Here is an 18,228-nt window from a genome sequence, read left to right on the forward strand (position 1 = left end):
AGCTGCAGATCAATCGATAAAGAAAAGGGAGTCTCTAAAGATCCTCCCCGTCTTGATCCAAAAGGCCAGTTAAATACTTTTTCTGCTGTGAATAATGAAATGCCTTGTAATATAAGGAAAACTCATCAAATAACAGAGGTTCCGTCTCATTAAAATGAAAATGAGATAAAAAACGTTCTAAATAGTAAGAATTCTTAGGTTCATCAAACAGTCCTGTCACATAAATTTGGTAGTGAAATTTCTCATAGAGGAAGGGAAATCCCGCATCATCAAATAGTTGTTGAATGCATGTATTCTTCATAGCGTGCCTCCCATCCTTTTCAATATAACTAATTACTGCTTATCTTATTCAGCAGCAGAATATATTGTATAAGCAAACTCGGTAGAATATTTAAAAAATAAAAACTAAAAGCAGCTAGGGCAGAAGAAGTTTTTAGAATCGGGCAAGAATCTAACTGAACGGATGGGAACTCTACACGAAGAACGCTTCTGAAACAGAAATCAAGGCAGGCAGTAAAGCAAAAAACATCCAATTTCTCAGAAGAGAAATTGGATGTTTTAGAACATGTTCAATTTTTTTCTTTACTTATACATATCAGCTATTTGCTTTTGCAAGTCTTGGTTTTCAAGATATTCATCATACGTCATTTGCTTATCAACCATACCGTTTGGAGTGATTTCTATGATACGGTTGGCAATGGTCTGTATAAATTGGTGATCGTGAGAAGCAAAGATGATGGAACCTTTGAAGGCCATTAACCCATTGTTCAGGGCAGTGATAGATTCCAAATCTAGGTGAGAGGTAGGCTCATCCAGCATAAGAACATTTGAACCGCTCAGCATCATTTTTGAAAGCATGCAGCGAACTTTTTCTCCTCCTGACAGGACACTGGCTTTTTTCAGTACTTCATCTCCAGAGAAAAGCATTCTGCCCAAGAATCCGCGAAGGAAATTCTCGGTTTGGTCGTTCGGTGAGAATTGACGAAGCCAATCAACCAAGGAAAGGTCTGATCCTTCAAAATACTCTGCGTTATCTTTAGGAAAATAGGCCTGTGAGGTAGTTACGCCCCATTTGAAAGAACCGCTGTCCGGTTCCATTTCCCCGGCAAGGATTTTGAATAAGGCAGTTTTAGCGATTTCATTATTGCCCACCAGAGCGATTTTATCGTCTTTGTTCATTACAAAGCTGATATTATCCAGTACTTTGACACCATCAATTGTTTTAGATAAACCCTCTACCCTTAATAGGTCATTTCCTATTTCACGTTCAGGTGAGAAAGCAACATAAGGATAGCGGCGGGATGAAGGCTGAATATCATCCAGTGTAATTTTATCCAGAAGTTTCTTCCGGGATGTCGCCTGACTTGATTTTGAAGCGTTGGCACTGAACCGTGCAACGAAAGCCTGAAGCTCTTTAATTTTTTCTTCCTTTTTCTTGTTTGCATCTTGTGCCATTTTAAGAGCAAGCTGGCTGGATTCATACCAGAAGTCATAATTGCCGACATATATCTTAATTTTTCCAAAGTCTAAATCGGCGATATGTGTACACACTTTATTAAGGAAATAACGATCATGTGAAACGACGATAACTGTATTTTCAAAGTTGATCAGGAAATCTTCCAGCCATTGAATAGCTTTCAAATCCAGATGGTTGGTAGGTTCGTCAAGAAGCAGTACATCTGGCTGCCCGAATAATGCCTGTGCCAAAAGTACTTTTACTTTATCTCCACCGGTCAACTCAGCCATCTTCTTGGTGTGCAGTTCTTCTTCGATTCCAAGGCCTTTTAATAGGATAGCAGCTTCTGATTCCGCTTCCCAGCCGTTCATATCAGCAAATTCACCTTCAAGTTCAGCAGCTTTCATGCCATCTTCATCAGAAAAGTTTTCTTTCATATAAATGGCGTCTTTTTCCTGCATAACTTGGTATAATCTTTCATGCCCCATGATGACAACTTTTAAGACTTCTTCATCTTCATAGGCAAAATGGTCTTGTTTTAATACCGCCAGTCTTTCTCCCGGCCCCATATGAACATCCCCGGCTTGAGGCTCTATCTCTCCAGCCAGAATTTTAAGAAATGTTGATTTTCCAGCACCATTTGCGCCGATTAAACCGTAGCAATTGCCTGGGGTGAACTTAATATTAACCTCTTCAAAAAGTTTGCGTCCGCCAAAACGCAAACCAACATTATTAACAGTAATCATTTATAAACATTCCTCCAATGCGAATATCCTTAAGATTATATCATGGAATAACCATTACTGGAAATTCGTTTTCTCATTTACTCTTTCCAGTCATACAGACGAAAAAGCCGATAGTGATGATAGTGATCATCAGTCTGCACCATTTCCTTGATCCAAATTCTAAAAACAAAACCTTCCGAACTGAAGATTACCTCTTTCTTCCTTTTCCTTCTGAACCGGTTCTCTGAATTGAGCAGAAAGAAGAAAGCGAAGCTGATGGATCAATTCAAATTTAGGATGGAGTAAATAATGAAATGTCTTTCCAAACGTATCCAACTGCTGCAAGTGTTTTTCCTGCAATTGTCATCGTTTTATGTTCAATCGGGGAGCCTCCCAGTTTTTCGTAAAATAAACAGGAAGGATTGTCTTCCAGTGCCCAAATGATCAAATCCTTGAATCCCTTAGAAATGAAATCCTGAACGAGCGGTGTCAGCAGCTTTTTTCCAATTCCTCGCCTCTGGTAATTTTGCAGAAGGTAAACGGCATATATTTCTCCTTGGTAGGATAGAGTATGAGACTGTTCCGGGCCTCCGGAAGCAAAACCAACGAGCTGTTTTTCGTCGGTTTCAGCAACATAGGTGATGTTATGCAGGGTATTCAGGTTTCTTTCCCAGCTTTTCTCTCTGTTTTTTTTATTCATCGCAGAAAGGTATCTGTCCGGAATAATCCCTTTATATGTGGTCTGCCAGCTGCGGATATGAACCTCTGCCAAAGAAGAGATATCGCTGAAGCTTGCTTTTCTAATTTGCATACTTTTCTTCCTCTCTGTTTCTATAAATAGTACCATTTTTTCAATTATCCTTCATTCATTTATCTTTCGATGTTTATTTTCTTTGAATAAGGTTAGGTATATAAAGAGAGAGAATTATATAAAGAGGACCGAAAGGATGAGAAATTTTGAAATTGAAGGTTAGTTTTTATTTTCCTGGCGGACAGGAGCTATCACACGAAGCGGAAGCAGAGGATTCCACACAGATGATATCTGTCATTCAAAAACATCGCCATTATAATCTGACAAAAGGCGATGCTTATTATGTAGTAGATACAGACAAAGTCGCCTATTATTGTGTGACTGAGTTAAAAGAATAAATTTCCTGAATAAACCGTATTGGCTTTTCTCGCCAATACGGTTTATTCTTTGGTAAGAAAACTTTTGTGCAGATAAGGAGAGAAATATGGAAATCAAGCTGACAGAAAAACAATATAAAAAACTGGTTGAGCTGATGCAATACGGAATATGGATCAGTTCTGAAGCGGAAAACGAAGAGGCGGTTCAAGAAGCCTATGAACTGGAACAAGCTGTTTTTTCACAGGGAGAAGAAAGGGCAGAGGAAATCTCATATAATGAAGAAACAGGTACTTTCGATCTTTCTTCCCAAAAAGAGCAGGAGATTCAGCAACTATTGGCACGTTATGAAGAAATGGTATTCATAGATAAGCTAGCATACTATCTTGCCAGAAAAGAAGCGGAAACAACGGCAGAATCTGATGAGGAAGCTTTTGAAAAGCTGATTTCATTAGAAGAAAAATATCATAGCGAGTTAGCAGCAAATGGTCTTCGTCATTTACACTATCTAAAGAAATAGACTGCGAAAGAAATTGTTTGCAGGAAATGGATGGAAGAGGGGAGACCGCCGAGGGAGAGACTTTAAAGCTGCAGCTCGGGTGTCCCGTCGGAAGGCGATTCAGATACCGAACAAAACCGAAAAACACCAAATTTCCTTAGAGAAATTTGGTGTTTCCATTTTTGCCCCAATTGTTTGATTAGGACCAAGGCTTCCACCATTTCTTGTTTTTTTTGGAGGCAGCTGCTTCTTCATAGGAGCTGATCATTGTCTGGAATGATTCTTCGCTCTGCTGAATTTCCAATGCGATTTTATCAAGATTCATTTGGATGGCTTCTAAGTGCCGCAGTTGTTCTTCCTGCTGTCTTTGGCTTACCATTTTTGTATCTTTCGTTGAGTCTTTGAGCGCTTTAGATAAATGGCTGAGAAGAGCCTTGCTGTCATTTGCCCTTGTTTTGGAGAATTCTTTTGCTTGCTTAGACAGAATATCCGTTTGAGTTTTTGAACTTTTTTCCAGATTCTTGCCGAGATTTTCGAATTTTTCAGCTGCCTCTTTTGAATCTTTGACAAGTGTGTCACTAAGCTGTGTAAAAGACTCAGCAGTAAGCTCTGAATTTTTGGAAATAAGATCGCTCAAATGCATCACATCTGCTTTTCTTCTGTCATTGGACCTTGCAATTGATTTAGACATCCCCTGAATCGTCTGGATATTGCCTTCTGTTATCGCTTCTTTCAATTCATCAACCATCTTGGTTCTTTCGTTGTGCAAAGCCAATCTGATTTCGTTAACTAGATTTTCTTTATAAGTATCCATCAATTCCGGCAATCCTTGAACGGACTGCTGTATAGATGTTTCTTGTTTGTCTTCCTGAACTGCTGGCACATTTGTTTCTTTCACAGTTGGCGCTGAAGTTTTCGGTTCTTCGGTAACACTTCTGATATGTTTTTCAAGAAGGGAACGAATCATCTCTTTGCTGATTTTCTTTTCTCTCATCTCTTTTATTTTTTGTAAAAGGGAAATTTCATGGTCTGTATAGAATCTGGCTCCTTGTTTGGAACGGGGAATATGGATCAGTCCCTGAAGGTCTTTTTCCCATTGACGAATCGTTCCGTTTGGAATATTGAGCTTCTTAGATACTTCCTTAATCGAATAGGCTCTCATAATATTGTTTTTTGTCATTCTGCACATTCCTTTCCATAATCTATTTATTTACATATTCTTCAAGTCTTGTTCGAACCCTTCCGCATGACAAAAGCTATCAAAACTGTGTATGTTTCAGCAAATCATGGAGGAAAATATAAAAAACGACATAAAAAAAGCAAAGGAAACTCATCCTTTGCCATTTTGTATGTACTTTTATTTATTTATCAGTTTTTTAAGAAGAAATTGAAAGAAATTCAACAGATCTTCTGTATTTGTAAAGCCGGCCTGAGCTTTTTTATTGCTGCCGCCGCCTTTGCCAGAGAAGTTAGGCAGTTCTTCTTTAAATAATTTTCCGCAATGAATTGGATTTTTTCCGTTATGCGAAAGGAGAATCTTATTATCTTTTTCGGTAGCGAGCAGAATAATTCGATCAGTTCTTGCACCCAGAATTTCTGCAAGGGCTGCTATGTCACTAAATGGTTTATCTAACATACTGCTCACAATCGGTGATTCGCTCTGAAGCAAAGAATCACTCAGAAAGCGGGCTATTTCTTCTTTCAAATGCTGATTTTCAGCTTTTTGATTTTTTAGATCTGCTTCTAATTTCTCGACCCTGTCCAGTATATCCTTCCTTCCTGCATTGAACTTTGCAGACAGCTGCGAAAGAGTGTCGAGGCTATCCGTGTAATCGTACAGGCATCGATAGCCGCATGTAAAGTATATTCGGGTTGAATTTTTTTGTTTTTCAGTTTTGAAGATTTTCAGCGGACCGATTTCTCCTGTCATATTGACATGAGTACCGCCGCATGGATTGAATTCGATACCTTCGATTTCTACAATACGGATATTTTCTGTCACCTTTGGTTTTTTGACTACAGGGATTTCCACTAGCTGACGGGCTGTTACAAAATAGGGAAGGATGCTTCTGTTTTCATAAATATATGTGTTAACCTGTTCTTCTGCTGCCTTCTCCATCTCCTCCGTCAAAAAAGGCAGCTCAATGTCAATTGTGACATGATTAGCACCTAGATGAAAACTAACCGTTTCCGCCTGATAAAGCTCTCGGAAAACTGCTGATAGCAGATGCTGACCAGAATGCTGCTGCATATGATCATAGCGCCGCTTCCAGTCAATTTGGCATTCGATTACGTGCGTTTCAGGCCAGTGATCGACCTCATGAAGAATTTCATTTCCTTCAATTTGAACATCCAGCACTTTGCAGTTTCCTGCTATCCCCCTGTCAGAAGGCTGTCCTCCGCCTTCCGGATAAAAGGCAGTCTCCTTAAGAAGAATGTATTTTTTATCGTCAATTTCTCGTTTATCCGTTATTTCGGTTTGCCATTTTGTCAGTTTGGGATTTGAGTAATATAGTTTTTCAGTCATGGAAGATCCTTTCTTTTTCCTAAGTATAACAATTTTTCCTTCTATATTAAATGAAGGATAGAGACAATCGTTAGAAGAAAAGGGATACATTACGATATTCCTGGTGTTTTTATTAATTAAATGGTAAATTCAAATTTGGTGAATTCAGTATTGAGCAAGTTACGTTTATTTATAAAAGGCGATAGATATTGATTGGTTTTGCCGATACATTTTTCAAAAATAGGGAAAATAACATTACATAATAGGAGGTTATGACATATGAATGAGATTCAAGCAGGAAGGGTTGTTGAATTAAAAGTTGAGAGGGAAGCCGAATTCGGTTTTTTCCTGACAGATGGACATTCTGATGTACTGCTGCATGATTCGGCTGTTACTGAAGGTGAAGAACTGCAAATCGGTGATGAAGTGACTGTATTTTTATATCATGATAAAGAAGGCAGACTGACGGCAACGATGGATATACCCGAAGTTCGCCAAGATCACTATGGCTGGGCCGAGGTTGTCCAGGTACAAAGGAAACTCGGTGTTTTTGTAGATATCGGACTTTCAAAGGATATTTTAGTTTCCCTTGACGATCTTCCAAACTTAGGGCATTTATGGCCAGTGCCGGGAGACAAGCTATATATTTCTTTGAAATTAGACCGTCATGGCAGATTGTTCGGGAAACTGGCAACAGAAGATGTCATCATGGAAATGTCAGCGCAGGCAAAAGGCAAAGAAATGCGCAATATGGAAGTGAAAGGGCATGTATACCGTCTGCTGATGGTCGGTTCCTTTTTTGTCTCAGAGGAAGGATACCGCTGTTTTGTGCATGAAACAGAACGAAAAAAAGAACCTCGTCTTGGTGAATATGTAGAAGGCAGAGTAATAGATGTAAAAGAGGATGGTACCTTGAATGTTTCTTTATTCCCATTCAAACAAGATAAGATGCTTGGGGATTCGGAAACGATTTATCAATATCTCTTGAGCAGGGGAGGGGCCATGCCATATGGAGATAAAACGCTCCCGGAAGATGTTCAATTTCATTTTGGCATGAGCAAAGGTTCCTTTAAAAGAGCGCTCGGCAAGCTGATGAAAGAAGGAAAGATATATCAGGAAGACGGCTGGACTTATTCTTCTAATCGAAAATAAAATGAAATTATACAGTAAAAAACACCTATTCGTTGAACGTGGGATGCATCCCGTCCATCAATGAATAGGTGTTTTTCTTTAGAAGATCTTTTTTCGGTCTCTCTCTTCTTTTAAAATTTCTACAGCTTCTCTGAAGCGCATAGAATGCACAATTTCCCTTTCTCTCAGAAAGCGGAGAGAATCGTTAACATCAGGGTCATCTGAGATATCAATCAGCCATTGGTAAGTGGCTCTTGCTTTTTCTTCAGCGGCAATATCCTCGTACAGATCGGCAATAGGATCGCCTTTGGCCTGAATATAACTAGCTGTCCATGGCACACCTGATGCGTTTTGATAAAAGAGGGCGGAGTCGTGATTCACATAATGATCGCCGAGGCCGGCATCTCTCATCTGCTGCGGCGTGGCATCCTTTGTCAGTTTATACACCATTGTAGCGATCATTTCCAAGTGGGCGAATTCCTCAGTCCCGATATCGGTTAAAAGCCCGATTACTTTATCAGGTATGCTGTATCTTTGATTCAAATAGCGCAATGCAGCGGCCAATTCACCGTCTGCCCCGCCGTATTGTTCCAGCAAATATTTTGCAAGAGTAGGGTTGCACTGGCTTACTTTTACCGGATATTGAAGTTTCTTTTCATATAACCACATCTCTTTCCCTCCTTATACCTGCCATGGCCATGGCGGTTTGCCCCATTCCCATTTATCGAAACCTCCGCTTGCTCCGAAACCAAGTAATGGACCGAATTTAGGCTCGAATGCCGCTTTTAATTGCTGGGAGTATTGAGAAAACTGATTGAATTGATTAAGCGCGTCCTGATCGTGCGGATGTGTATGAAGGTAAAGAGATAATTCTACCAGAACAAAGTCCGCCGCCTGAATTTGTTCAAGGAGCTGGTAGTACTCCGCATCCAGTTTTTTTTTCATTTATGTCTCCCTCTCCCGATAAGGATTTTCATAAAAGTCATATAAAACCTTCCAAAGAGTCCCAGCCCTTAATGCTTCTTCAGGACTGAATTGTTCAAGGTTTGGCGGCTGAAAATTTAAATATAAATTCGGGGGTGTACGATAATATTTTCTGCCAATGGGCGGGCAAGGATCAAAAGGACCACGGAATGGTTTATATGATTTTACATTTGTAAAACGTGTTTCATTATCCAAAATTCTTCCCTCCCTTAAAAGACATTGCCTTTATATACTTATGGCAGGATGCATCTAATATGACAAGAAAACGGTGAATCAGGCCAAAAGGAGGGAGGATTTTAATCTTCAGAATATATGTTACCTTCCCGTTATTTTTCTGTGATGTTTGTCATCTATTCTTTATCGTTTTGTTCTTTGTACAGAATGAAACTGTGATAGTATTAACCTCGTTAGCTTAAAGCAAAGCAAACAAGGAGGTAACAAACATATGAAAAAATCAATCTTATCTTTAGCAGCAGCGGCTGCACTATCCGGGACAATCGCTTTACCGGCGCAAGCTGAGGATGTTAAAGTGAAAGAGGGAGATACTCTATGGGGGCTATCTCAAAAATATGAAGTATCAGTCGATCAGATAAAATCTTGGAATCATTTGTCTTCAGATACAATTCGCACAGGAGAACAGATTCAAATCTCTAAAGAAAAAACCTACATAATTAAGTCAGGAGATACATTGGGTAAAATAGCAGGAAAATATGGTGTATCAGTAAATGATTTAAAATCATGGAATGGTTTATCTAGCGATTTAATTCACGAAGGAAATCAACTTGTTATCCAGCCGGCAGCTGATAAAGTTCAAGGGGCAACTGATCAAGTGAAAGAAACGGCCGCAGCGCAGCCTGTTTCATCTCCTCAGCCTGAAGAACAATCACAGCCAGAGAAAACAGAGGCCCCAGCGGCTGAAACACCTGTCAAGCCTTCTGAATCTAAAGTTCAAAAAGAAATTACAGTTTCGGCTACTGCCTATACGGCAAGCTGTGATGGCTGCAGCGGAGTAACGGCTACAGGTCTTGATTTAAAAGCAAATTCTGGACAAAAGGTCATTGCAGTTGATCCATCTGTTATTCCTTTAGGCTCAAAAGTAGAAGTAGAAGGATATGGAACAGCCATTGCTGGAGATACAGGCAGCGCCATTAAAGGCAATCGAATCGATGTGTTCGTTCCGAACAAACAAGATGCCGTGAATTGGGGAGTTAAAACCGTAAAAGTAAAAGTCTTGAATTAATTAATTTCTCACCTTGTGTGTTAAAATAGAATATAGTTGGAACAAAGGCACAGAAACTTACTGTGTCTCTTTTTTATTCATAGGCCATTCTTAACGAGCTGTGTTCCATACAAGGAGGATCACTTTGTTAGAAAAACCACTTCAGTATTTAAAACAATATTTTGGATATGACAAATTCCGTCCCGGACAAGAGGCAATTATCCGAAACTTATTAGAAAAAAGAAATACAGTAGGCATTATGCCAACTGGCGGCGGAAAGTCTATTTGCTATCAGATACCAGCCTTGCTTTTCCAGGGGACCACACTGGTCATTTCTCCCTTAATATCCTTGATGAAGGATCAAGTGGATGCTTTGCATCATCATGGCATAGCATCGACTTACATTAATAGCTCGCTTCCGGAAGCGGAAACAGAACAACGTTTAAACGCGATGCAAAATGGAGAATACAGATTAGTATACATAACTCCTGAAAGGCTGGGAAATCAGTCTTTTTTAGGAATATTGAAAGAGATGGATATTTCGCTTGTTGCCATTGATGAAGCTCATTGCATGTCTCAGTGGGGGCATGATTTCCGGCCAAATTATCTGCGAATTTTTCCATTCGTCCAAATGATTAAAAGCCAGCCGGTCATTCTTGCTTTAACGGCTACAGCGACTCCGCGTGTAAAGCTGGATATCTGCTCTCACTTGGAAATAACCGAAGAGAACACCGTTGCGACCGGTTTCTCCAGAGATAATCTGTTTTTCTCTATTATAAAGGAAGAAAACAGGGAAACGTTTCTTTCACGGTACTTGGAAAAGAATAAAGAAGAAGCCGGAATCATTTATGCGGCAACAAGAAAGACCGTTGATCAGCTTTATACACGGTTGGTTAAATCAGGATACAATGCAGGAAGATATCATGCGGGGATGTCAGAGAAGGAAAGAACGCTTGAACAGGAGCGGTTTTTAAAGGATGATACATCCATCATGGTTGCGACTTCAGCATTTGGCATGGGAATTGATAAATCCAATGTTCGTTTTGTGATTCATTATCAAATCCCAAAAAATATGGAAAATTATTATCAGGAAGCCGGAAGGGCAGGGAGAGACGGGCTTGACAGTGAATGTATCCTGCTGTATTCTTCCCAGGATTTGCGAGTGCAGCGTTACTTAATTGATCAATCTAATAAGGAAGGGGAGTTACTTGATCAGGAAGTCCGAATGTTAAATATCATGAAGGATTATTGCTTTACAGAAGGATGCCTGCAGGCGTTCATCTTACGGTATTTCGGAGAAACAGATCCTCAAGACTGCGGGCATTGCGAGAATTGTTCAGATGAACGATCAAGTATAGATGCAACAACGGATGCACAAAAAGTATTATCCTGTATAGTCCGCATGGGAGAAAGATTTGGCAGGACATTAGTAAGTCAGGTACTGACAGGCTCGAAGAATAAGAAAATAGATGAATTTGGATTTCGGAAGCTCTCAACATATGGGATCCTCTCCAATTGGTCTGCAAAAGAAGCGGCCGATTTTATTGATTTCCTTACTTCCAGTGCTTTGATTGAATTGGCTGGCGGCCAGTTTCCTGTCTTGAAAATTACACCTGCGGGGAGAGACGTTTTGCTGGGGGCAAAGAAAGTATACCGAAAGGAACAGCGGGAAATTGAGCAGCGTTCCTTTGACCATTCCTTGTTTGAATCACTTCGCCTGCTCCGAAAAGAGATTGCGAAAAAGGAAAATACCGCACCATTTATTATTTTTTCAGATGCAGCACTGAAAGATATGTCTGTGAAACTGCCGGTATCCGATGCTGATTTTCTGAAAGTGAAAGGAGTGGGCGCTCAAAAGTTTGAAAAATATGGAGCGGTTTTTTTGGAGGCTATACGCAGCTTTGTTCAAGAACAATCCGGCAGTGAGAAGGCGGAACAAGAGAAAAATCATGTTCCTTCTTATCTTTTGACGTACCAGCTATACCAACATGGAAAAAATACAGAAGAAATTGCCAAGGAACGGGATTTATCAATCGCATCTATAGAAAATCATCTAATAAAATGCATGGAAGAGAATAGAGAGATCAGATGGAACGAAATTTTCACAGAGGAAGAATTTGAACTTATCGAGAAAACAGCAGAGGAACTGGGAGAGCAAGGGTTGAAAGTGCTGAAAGAAGCACTGCCTGAACACCTCACTTACTTTCAAATAAAAGCGGCACTTATGAAAAAAACGGCAAGTGATGGAGCGTAATTTTCTTAAGATCTAAGAAAAGCAAATAGAAAACTGAACACTTGCGTATACTGATGGTAAAGGAGGCTTCTCATGTACTTTGCTAAAAAGAATTCAGAGGAACCAGAAGTAATCATTGAGAATACGATTGTATACGCATGTGAATCAGATTCCTGCAATGGCTGGATGAGAAAGGAATTCGTCACGGATAACAGAAACTGTCCAATGTGCGGAAGTGAACTGTTGGAGGAAACCAGGGAACTGCCGAGAATTCCTGATGAGTATAACTCATTTAAGTAAGGGCGATTTTCGCCCTTTTTTTATAATGAAGGCTGTTTGGATTTTTTGGGGGATTTGACAGCTTGTTTAACCTGTGTTATGATTAATTTTCAGCATGAGATTTTGTCATGCAGGAGTAATTTATGGAAGTTCCATTTTTATTAAGAAGACAGCATTCTGTTTAGAATGTTATAGAAGCAAAAAAAGAAATACGCAGTTAATTCACCATAACCCTCAGCTATTTTCCGTGTACAACTTTCTTCTATCATATTTCAAATCTTTTTTTCAATGATGAACAATGGTTTTAATAAACATGAAACTTTGTAATGGGCTGACCTGATTCTCAGGGGAGCGGCCGAGGAGCCGCACAGATGAGAGAGAGGAAGGGCTTTCGTTGTTTTAGGTAGAGTCAAGTGATAAATTACTCTCATAACATATTTTCCGGTAAGCCGAAAAACCGGGACAGAGCTGTCCATAATACGATTTATGGGCGCTTTTTTATCTTTTGAAGAAATGTGATATAATAAAGAGTGACGAATACATTCTTTTATCTGCCTGAAAGCAGTCTTTCACCTTATTTATACATTCAAAAGGTTTTTGAAGAAAAAATTCGCGCGAATCTATTCAAACTGAAGGAGTGGGATGTATTGTACAGACGAAATAATACGGAAGAACAGCCACCAGTTGAAACAAAGGTGTGGGAATGCTCCTCTGAAGATTGCAAAGGCTGGATTCGGGACAATTTTACTAGCAGTGATAAGCCTTCCTGTCCTCTATGCGGAAGTGAAATGAAGGAAGGAACCAGGATGTTGCAGGCGATAAATAATCCAGGTAATCATCAATAATTTTATACACTAAAAAACCGGGGCTGAAAAACCTGGTTTTTTTAGTGTATGTCTCTTTTTTTGAAGCGCCCTCCACGTACTTCAGCGATATCTCCTACAGCCAAAAATGCGGATGGGTCAAAATCTTTCACAATTTGCTTCAATTTCGCTTCTTCCAGCCGATTGATGACACAGAAAATAACTTTTTTATCGTCCCCTGAATATGCACCTTCTCCTGATAGGTATGTGACACCCCGGCCAAGCCTGCTGAGAATCGCATCGCCGATTTCTTGGAATTCATCACTAATGATCCAGACGAATTTCGATTCATCAAGACCTGCAATCACTACATCCATTGTTTTATAAGCTACAAAATAAGCCAATATGGAATACATAGCCCGATCCCAGGAAAATACAAATCCAGCGCTTCCTAAGATAAATAAGTTGAAAAACATAACGATTTCCCCAACTGAAAAAGGGATTTTTTTACTGGCCAAAATGGCCATAATTTCTGTTCCATCCAATGAACCTCCGTATCTGATCACAATACCGATGCCGACACCGAGAATCATGCCGCCGAAAATCGAGGCTAACAGAATGTCCTGAGTAAAGGCGGGAACATGGTGGAGAAATGAGGTGGTTAAAGAAAGGATAATAATTCCATAAAGGGTAGAAATCGCGAAGGTTTTGCCTATTTGCTTATAGCCAATGAAAAAAAAGGGCAGATTCAGCAAAAATAAAAAGGCCCCGAGCTTCCAGCCGGTAATATAGGCTAGCATAATGGAAATTCCAGTTATACCGCCGTCAATAACATTATTGGGTACAAGGAAGACTTCCAGCCCTACACTCATTAATATAGCTCCAATGGTTATTAAAAGACCTCGCTGGAATATTTGTCTGGTTGTCAGACTTCTATGCTGGGCTTTTTTGGTTATGATATCAGCTGCCTCCGCTTTCGATAATTCTGTCATCACTCTGTCCACTCCTTTCCCCTTTCAATTATTATAAACGGTTGTTCATAAAAAAAGAAGCTGTTAAACGCACTCCGCTGCTTTTTCCTCTCTGGTTATTTCCTGTTTTATTCTGCACCGGATACTGGTCATTTATGTATATAGCCCCGCTTTTGCAACGGGAAAAAGAGGGGGAAGGAAAGACAGGCGGCTGGAAATATGTCAAAACTGCCAATCTCTTTGTAGGATGTTGCAATTATCTTAAAAAGGTTTATACTTTTCTTAATTATCAAAAAAAGGCGGGGAAAATATGAAGAAATTAGCGAAGATCAGTGTGATAGCAGGCAACTCATTTGCTATCTGGGTTATTATAGTTGCTGTACTGGCACTTTTAATGCCTGATTGGTTTACATGGATTGCTCCTTACATCAGTATTCTGCTTGGTATCATTATGTTCGGAATGGGGCTTACCTTATCCCCGGGTGATTTCAAGGCTGTGTTTAAAGAGCCAAAGAGCGTTTTCATAGGAGTAATCTGTCAATTTACAATCATGCCGGGCGTGGCCTATTTGCTGGCGGTGCTCCTGAATTTGCCGCCTGAGGTTGCTGTCGGAGTCATTTTAGTTGGGTGCTGTCCAGGGGGCACAGCTTCAAATGTCATTGCCTATTTGGCAAAGGGCAACACGGCATTATCGGTTGCTATTACTTCTGTTTCGACGCTGCTTGCACCTTTTATAACACCGGGGCTGACTTATTTGCTGGCAAGCAAGTGGCTGCCTGTATCTGGACAGGATATGTTAATGTCTATTTTACAAATTGTTTTGATTCCCATCATTCTCGGTGTGGCAGTCAGGATGATTTTTAAGGAAAAAGTTCAGGAAAGTACAAAGGTACTTCCATTGATATCAGTAATCACGATTGTAGCGGTAGTAGCAGCAGTGATGTCGTCCAATAAGGAAAAAATTATGGAATCCGGACTGGCAATTATGGGAGTCGTTATTTTGCATAATTGTCTGGGGCTGTTTCTCGGATTCATGGCTGCCAAAGTATTGAAGCTGAGCTATAAAGATCAAAAGTCTGTTTCTATTGAAGTGGGGATGCAGAACTCAGGGCTGGGAGCAGCTCTGGCCAGTGTTCATTTTTCTCCGCTGGCTGCTGTGCCAAGCGCCATTTTCAGCGTATGGCATAATATTTCCGGCCCTATTCTGGCTACCTATTGGTCCAAAAAGGCCGAAGAAAAAGAACAAGAAACCCAGCGGGAAAATATCGGCGAAGTTGAGATGAAGTAAGTGAAACACTATCATTGCTGTGCTACCTGTCAACATTTTCAAGCTTTAAAGACTGATTCGGGAATGCGCTATCTGTGCAGGAGACTAGGTTTTGAAACGAAAACAACATATCAATTTAACTGCTGGATACCGACTGATAAAGTGAAAAATTTAATAGAAAAAGACAGGAAAAAGTAAATGCAGGGGAACCTCTCCCTGCATTTTTTTGCTGCCTATTTTTTGACTTTCTTATATACCGTTACAATCCTGACAATACGGGTAAAGTAAAAAAATAAGGCGGTTTCATGAAACAGGTGGACATACTAAATAAGAGGTTTTAGTTGAGGAGGAAGTAAAATGGACGATCATCATTTAGGAGAAAAAATCATGCCGCTTACATCTGTTTCCAGCAAGAAAGGCGAATGGATTGCCGGAGATATTTATTATTTCCCGATACAAATTGTAAATGTCATTTTTGTGGGTAAACCCGTACATGGAGGCGACTGGACCCTAATAGATGCGGGAATGCCGCGATCTGCAGATGCAATTATTGAAGAAGCAGAGAAATTGTATGGAAAAGCCAATCCGCCTAATGCCATTATTTTAACCCATGGTCATTTTGACCACGTAGGCTCAATAGTCAAGCTCATTGAGCATTGGAACAAACCTGTGTTTGCCCATCATCTTGAGCTGCCCTATCTGACAGGGTTTAAAGATTATCCAAAGCCGGATGCTTCAGTAGAAGGAGGATTGGTTGCTAAATTATCTGGTTTTTTCCCTCACAGTGGCATCGATTTGACGGGACATATTTCTGATTTGCCGGGAGATTATACGGTGCCCGGAATGGATGGATGGAAGTGGATTCATACTCCGGGACATACGGAAGGGCATATCTCCCTGTTCCGTGAAAGAGACCGTGCAATGATTGCGGGCGATGCTTTTGTAACGGTGAAACAGGAGTCCCTATATCAAGTACTGACACAGCATAAAGTAATCAGCGGCCCTCCCCGTTATTTAACAACGGATTGGGAGGCAGCCAGACATTCTGTCACAGTACTCAAAAGTTTAAGGCCGTCTTTGGCAGTAACCGGACACGGGCACGCCATGTCAGGGCAGGAACTTACTGATAATCTTGCTCTTTTAGTAAAGGATTTTGATATCATTGCTAAACCGGACTATGGAAAATATGTGAATGAAGCGGAAGGAAAAGAGTAGCCATTCAGAGATGAAGAAAATCAGGAACTGGAAAAAGTGAATAATGAAGATGGAGGGAATATCTATGAAAACGATAAAGGATATTATGACTCGTGAAGTTGATTATTGCACAATTCTTGATAATTCATATGAGGCAGCATTAAAAATGAAGGAGAAGGATGTCGGAGTCATACCTGTGGTCAATGAATCAGGGGCCATTGAAGGAATCATTACAGATAGGGATATTGCGATTCGCGGAGTTGCATCAAAAAGACCTGGATCCTCAAGAATTACGGAGATTATGACAAAGAATGTGATCACGGCAACTCCCGATATGACGGTTGAAGAAGCAGAGGAATTAATGTCGGAAGCCCAGATCCGAAGATTGCCGGTCATCGATAATGGGAAACTTGCAGGAATTGTAGCGCTTAAGGACCTTGCCGTTCACAGGGAGACAGATTTAGCAGCTGGGATGGCCTTAAAAGCAATATCAGAGGATCGCGGAGAAATCCAGCAATGATTATGTAATTACCGTTTTGTTTCTGAATGCAAAAAGGCGCTGAAGCTTAGACTTCAGCGCCTTTTTTAGAGCAGATGCTTCGTAAACCAGTCTCTGATTTCGGTTATATGCCAAAGCCGCATGGCTGGAGATCCGCTCCGGTTATAAAAACATCCTGGAAAAAATAATAATCAGCTTCTTCAGGGTTGGAACTTGTATAGGCTATAGATGTGCCGTCGGGAGACCAGGAGGCTGGATGGAAATCTTGTTTGTCACCTGTTAGAAATTCAATTCTGCTTGTACCCACATCTACTATCGCTATTTGATGATATAAACAGTTAGAATATCCGGAAGAATCGGATTTATAGGAAATATGTTCATACTTTGACGGCTCCCTGCGGCTTTGATTTTTTCTTGAGTTTGTATCCTTTTCAGAAAACTTTCCTTCTTTGAGTGCAGAAGAAATGAGAATCTTTTGGGAACAAGGAGACCAAATGGGCATCGTTGAACCATGTTCTAGATCTGTCAGTTTTCTTGATTCGCCTCCCAGAGGATTCAGCAAGTGTATTTGGCTTTTTCCAGATCGGTTCGAGAGAAAGGCAATGTGGCTTCCATCGGGAGACCAGCGGGGAGAAGAATCCCGGTGATTTCCAAACGTCCATTGTTCCAAAGATGTATTTTCGATGTTATACATGAATAAATGAGAGACATAGGACTCTGTTTCTTCTTCAATAGAAGTTTGAACAAATATGACTTTGTTTCCGTCCGGGGAAAGCTGCGGATCGGATACGGATTTTAGCTTGAATAAATCTTCAGCCTGTATGCCTGTATGCGTCATATGAACCCTCCTTCAGAATGGCTTATTTTATATAACCATACTTAATTCTTTTTACTCTGTAAATAATAAAAGCCCGTCCCTCGAAAAAAGGGACGGGACAAGTCAGCGCTGCGGCATGTGTTTTCCATGCTTATGAACCGGGAACTGATAATTATGTTCCTCAAGGGACTTCAGTCTTTTTTCAAAGTGACTGATCATTTTATCAGCATCCTCCTGACTGATGGCGCCAAATTCTGCGTATTTTTGAATGAGATTCTTTTTATCATCGGCAACCTTCTTATGAAGGTTCTTTAGTTCCTGTTTTTGTGTGTCAGTGAAGTTCACTTTTTTGAATTCCATTTCGTGATGATTCGCACTGGCAGGAAGAATGGTACCGGTGATTAAGAACAAAGCAAGAGGGATGAGCAGTATTAATTTTTTCATAGGGTCAGCTCCTTTCTGTTTTAAGTAGTTTCTGCAGGGAGCTGACAAATTATGCGGATATGATGGAAGAAGATA

Annotated in this window: 21 protein-coding genes; 10 read left to right on the forward strand and 11 right to left on the reverse strand. The window is 40.3% G+C overall.

Features of this window, described 5'->3' with window-relative positions:
- Window positions 1-34: 34 nt before the first annotated feature.
- The 3 genes from BQ4305_RS11225 to BQ4305_RS11235 all read right to left on the reverse strand — a co-directional run bounded on the left by BQ4305_RS11225 (window position 35) and on the right by BQ4305_RS11235 (window position 2,992).
- Window positions 35-301 carry a hypothetical protein gene (locus BQ4305_RS11225; RefSeq protein ID WP_110927860.1) on the reverse strand — a complete coding sequence of 89 codons (267 nt, stop codon included), beginning with the start codon at window positions 299-301 and terminating at the stop codon, window positions 35-37.
- Between the two features lie 281 nt (window positions 302-582).
- Complete coding sequence (locus BQ4305_RS11230) at window positions 583-2,202, reverse strand: ABC-F family ATP-binding cassette domain-containing protein (RefSeq protein WP_110927861.1); 1,620 nt, start codon at window positions 2,200-2,202, stop codon at window positions 583-585.
- 271 nt (window positions 2,203-2,473) lie between these two features.
- The gene (locus BQ4305_RS11235) at window positions 2,474-2,992 is read right to left on the reverse strand and encodes a GNAT family N-acetyltransferase (RefSeq protein WP_199880652.1); all 519 of its coding nucleotides are present in this window, start codon (window positions 2,990-2,992) and stop codon (window positions 2,474-2,476) included.
- A 146-nt stretch (window positions 2,993-3,138) separates the two neighbouring features.
- Between BQ4305_RS11235 and BQ4305_RS11240 the strand changes: the two genes are divergently transcribed.
- On the forward strand, window positions 3,139-3,330 hold the full coding sequence (locus BQ4305_RS11240; protein WP_110927863.1) for a hypothetical protein: 192 nt from the start codon (window positions 3,139-3,141) through the stop codon (window positions 3,328-3,330).
- A gap of 86 nt (window positions 3,331-3,416) precedes the next feature.
- Window positions 3,417-3,827, forward strand: coding sequence for a hypothetical protein (locus BQ4305_RS11245; RefSeq protein WP_110927864.1), 411 nt, complete (start codon window positions 3,417-3,419; stop codon window positions 3,825-3,827).
- 178 nt (window positions 3,828-4,005) lie between these two features.
- On the opposite strand, the gene BQ4305_RS11250 is transcribed toward BQ4305_RS11245, so the two are convergent.
- On the reverse strand, window positions 4,006-4,986 hold the full coding sequence (locus tag BQ4305_RS11250) for a MerR family transcriptional regulator (protein ID WP_199880653.1): 981 nt from the start codon (window positions 4,984-4,986) through the stop codon (window positions 4,006-4,008).
- Between the two features lie 177 nt (window positions 4,987-5,163).
- Complete coding sequence (locus BQ4305_RS11255; RefSeq protein ID WP_110928022.1) at window positions 5,164-6,333, reverse strand: alanyl-tRNA editing protein; 1,170 nt, start codon at window positions 6,331-6,333, stop codon at window positions 5,164-5,166.
- A 258-nt stretch (window positions 6,334-6,591) separates the two neighbouring features.
- Here BQ4305_RS11255 and BQ4305_RS11260 point away from each other — a divergent pair, with 258 nt between their 5' ends.
- Window positions 6,592-7,464 (forward strand): CvfB family protein, encoded by an 873-nt coding sequence (locus tag BQ4305_RS11260; RefSeq protein WP_110927866.1) that lies wholly within the window; start codon window positions 6,592-6,594, stop codon window positions 7,462-7,464.
- Between the two features lie 78 nt (window positions 7,465-7,542).
- On the opposite strand, the gene cotJC is transcribed toward BQ4305_RS11260, so the two are convergent.
- From cotJC to BQ4305_RS11275, 3 genes are read right to left on the reverse strand one after another with little or no spacing between them, the layout of a single operon-like run.
- On the reverse strand, window positions 7,543-8,112 hold the full coding sequence (cotJC, locus tag BQ4305_RS11265) for a spore coat protein CotJC (protein ID WP_110927867.1): 570 nt from the start codon (window positions 8,110-8,112) through the stop codon (window positions 7,543-7,545).
- A 12-nt stretch (window positions 8,113-8,124) separates the two neighbouring features.
- Window positions 8,125-8,388: a spore coat protein CotJB gene (gene cotJB / locus BQ4305_RS11270; protein ID WP_110927868.1), complete on the reverse strand. Its 264-nt coding sequence runs from the start codon at window positions 8,386-8,388 to the stop codon at window positions 8,125-8,127.
- Window positions 8,389-8,622, reverse strand: a complete 234-nt coding sequence (locus BQ4305_RS11275) for a spore coat associated protein CotJA (RefSeq protein WP_110927869.1) — start codon at window positions 8,620-8,622, stop codon at window positions 8,389-8,391.
- Window positions 8,623-8,872: 250 nt separating this feature from the next.
- On the opposite strand from BQ4305_RS11275, the gene BQ4305_RS11280 reads away from it, so the two are divergent.
- From BQ4305_RS11280 to BQ4305_RS11295, 4 genes are all read left to right on the forward strand, one after another.
- A complete protein-coding gene (locus BQ4305_RS11280) occupies window positions 8,873-9,667 on the forward strand; it encodes a 3D domain-containing protein (protein ID WP_110927870.1) in 795 nt (264 codons plus the stop codon).
- A gap of 124 nt (window positions 9,668-9,791) precedes the next feature.
- A complete protein-coding gene (gene recQ, locus BQ4305_RS11285; protein ID WP_110927871.1) occupies window positions 9,792-11,900 on the forward strand; it encodes a DNA helicase RecQ in 2,109 nt (702 codons plus the stop codon).
- A gap of 72 nt (window positions 11,901-11,972) precedes the next feature.
- A complete protein-coding gene (locus BQ4305_RS11290; protein ID WP_110927872.1) occupies window positions 11,973-12,179 on the forward strand; it encodes a cold-inducible protein YdjO-related protein in 207 nt (68 codons plus the stop codon).
- Between the two features lie 626 nt (window positions 12,180-12,805).
- Entirely contained in the window at window positions 12,806-13,003 is a 198-nt protein-coding gene (locus tag BQ4305_RS11295) for a cold-shock protein (protein ID WP_110928023.1), read from the forward strand.
- 41 nt (window positions 13,004-13,044) lie between these two features.
- Here the strand turns inward: BQ4305_RS11295 and BQ4305_RS11300 are convergent, their stop codons facing one another.
- Window positions 13,045-13,953, reverse strand: a complete 909-nt coding sequence (locus BQ4305_RS11300; protein ID WP_110927873.1) for a YitT family protein — start codon at window positions 13,951-13,953, stop codon at window positions 13,045-13,047.
- A gap of 289 nt (window positions 13,954-14,242) precedes the next feature.
- On the opposite strand from BQ4305_RS11300, the gene BQ4305_RS11305 reads away from it, so the two are divergent.
- The 3 genes from BQ4305_RS11305 (at window position 14,243) to BQ4305_RS11315 (ending at window position 16,913) form a co-directional block, all read left to right on the forward strand.
- Window positions 14,243-15,220 (forward strand): bile acid:sodium symporter family protein, encoded by a 978-nt coding sequence (locus BQ4305_RS11305; protein WP_110927874.1) that lies wholly within the window; start codon window positions 14,243-14,245, stop codon window positions 15,218-15,220.
- A gap of 336 nt (window positions 15,221-15,556) precedes the next feature.
- The gene (locus BQ4305_RS11310; RefSeq protein ID WP_110927875.1) at window positions 15,557-16,414 is read left to right on the forward strand and encodes an MBL fold metallo-hydrolase; all 858 of its coding nucleotides are present in this window, start codon (window positions 15,557-15,559) and stop codon (window positions 16,412-16,414) included.
- Window positions 16,415-16,478: 64 nt separating this feature from the next.
- Window positions 16,479-16,913 (forward strand): CBS domain-containing protein, encoded by a 435-nt coding sequence (locus BQ4305_RS11315; protein WP_110927876.1) that lies wholly within the window; start codon window positions 16,479-16,481, stop codon window positions 16,911-16,913.
- Between the two features lie 103 nt (window positions 16,914-17,016).
- Here the strand turns inward: BQ4305_RS11315 and BQ4305_RS11320 are convergent, their stop codons facing one another.
- Complete coding sequence (locus BQ4305_RS11320) at window positions 17,017-17,730, reverse strand: TolB family protein (protein ID WP_110927877.1); 714 nt, start codon at window positions 17,728-17,730, stop codon at window positions 17,017-17,019.
- A 102-nt stretch (window positions 17,731-17,832) separates the two neighbouring features.
- On the reverse strand, window positions 17,833-18,153 hold the full coding sequence (locus tag BQ4305_RS21475; protein ID WP_199880654.1) for a YckD family protein: 321 nt from the start codon (window positions 18,151-18,153) through the stop codon (window positions 17,833-17,835).
- Between the last annotated feature and the right edge of the window lie 75 nt (window positions 18,154-18,228).

Origin of the sequence: Bacillus massiliglaciei (genome assembly GCF_900098925.1) — a bacterium.
GTDB classification, from domain to species: domain Bacteria; phylum Bacillota; class Bacilli; order Bacillales; family DSM-1321; genus Peribacillus; species Peribacillus massiliglaciei.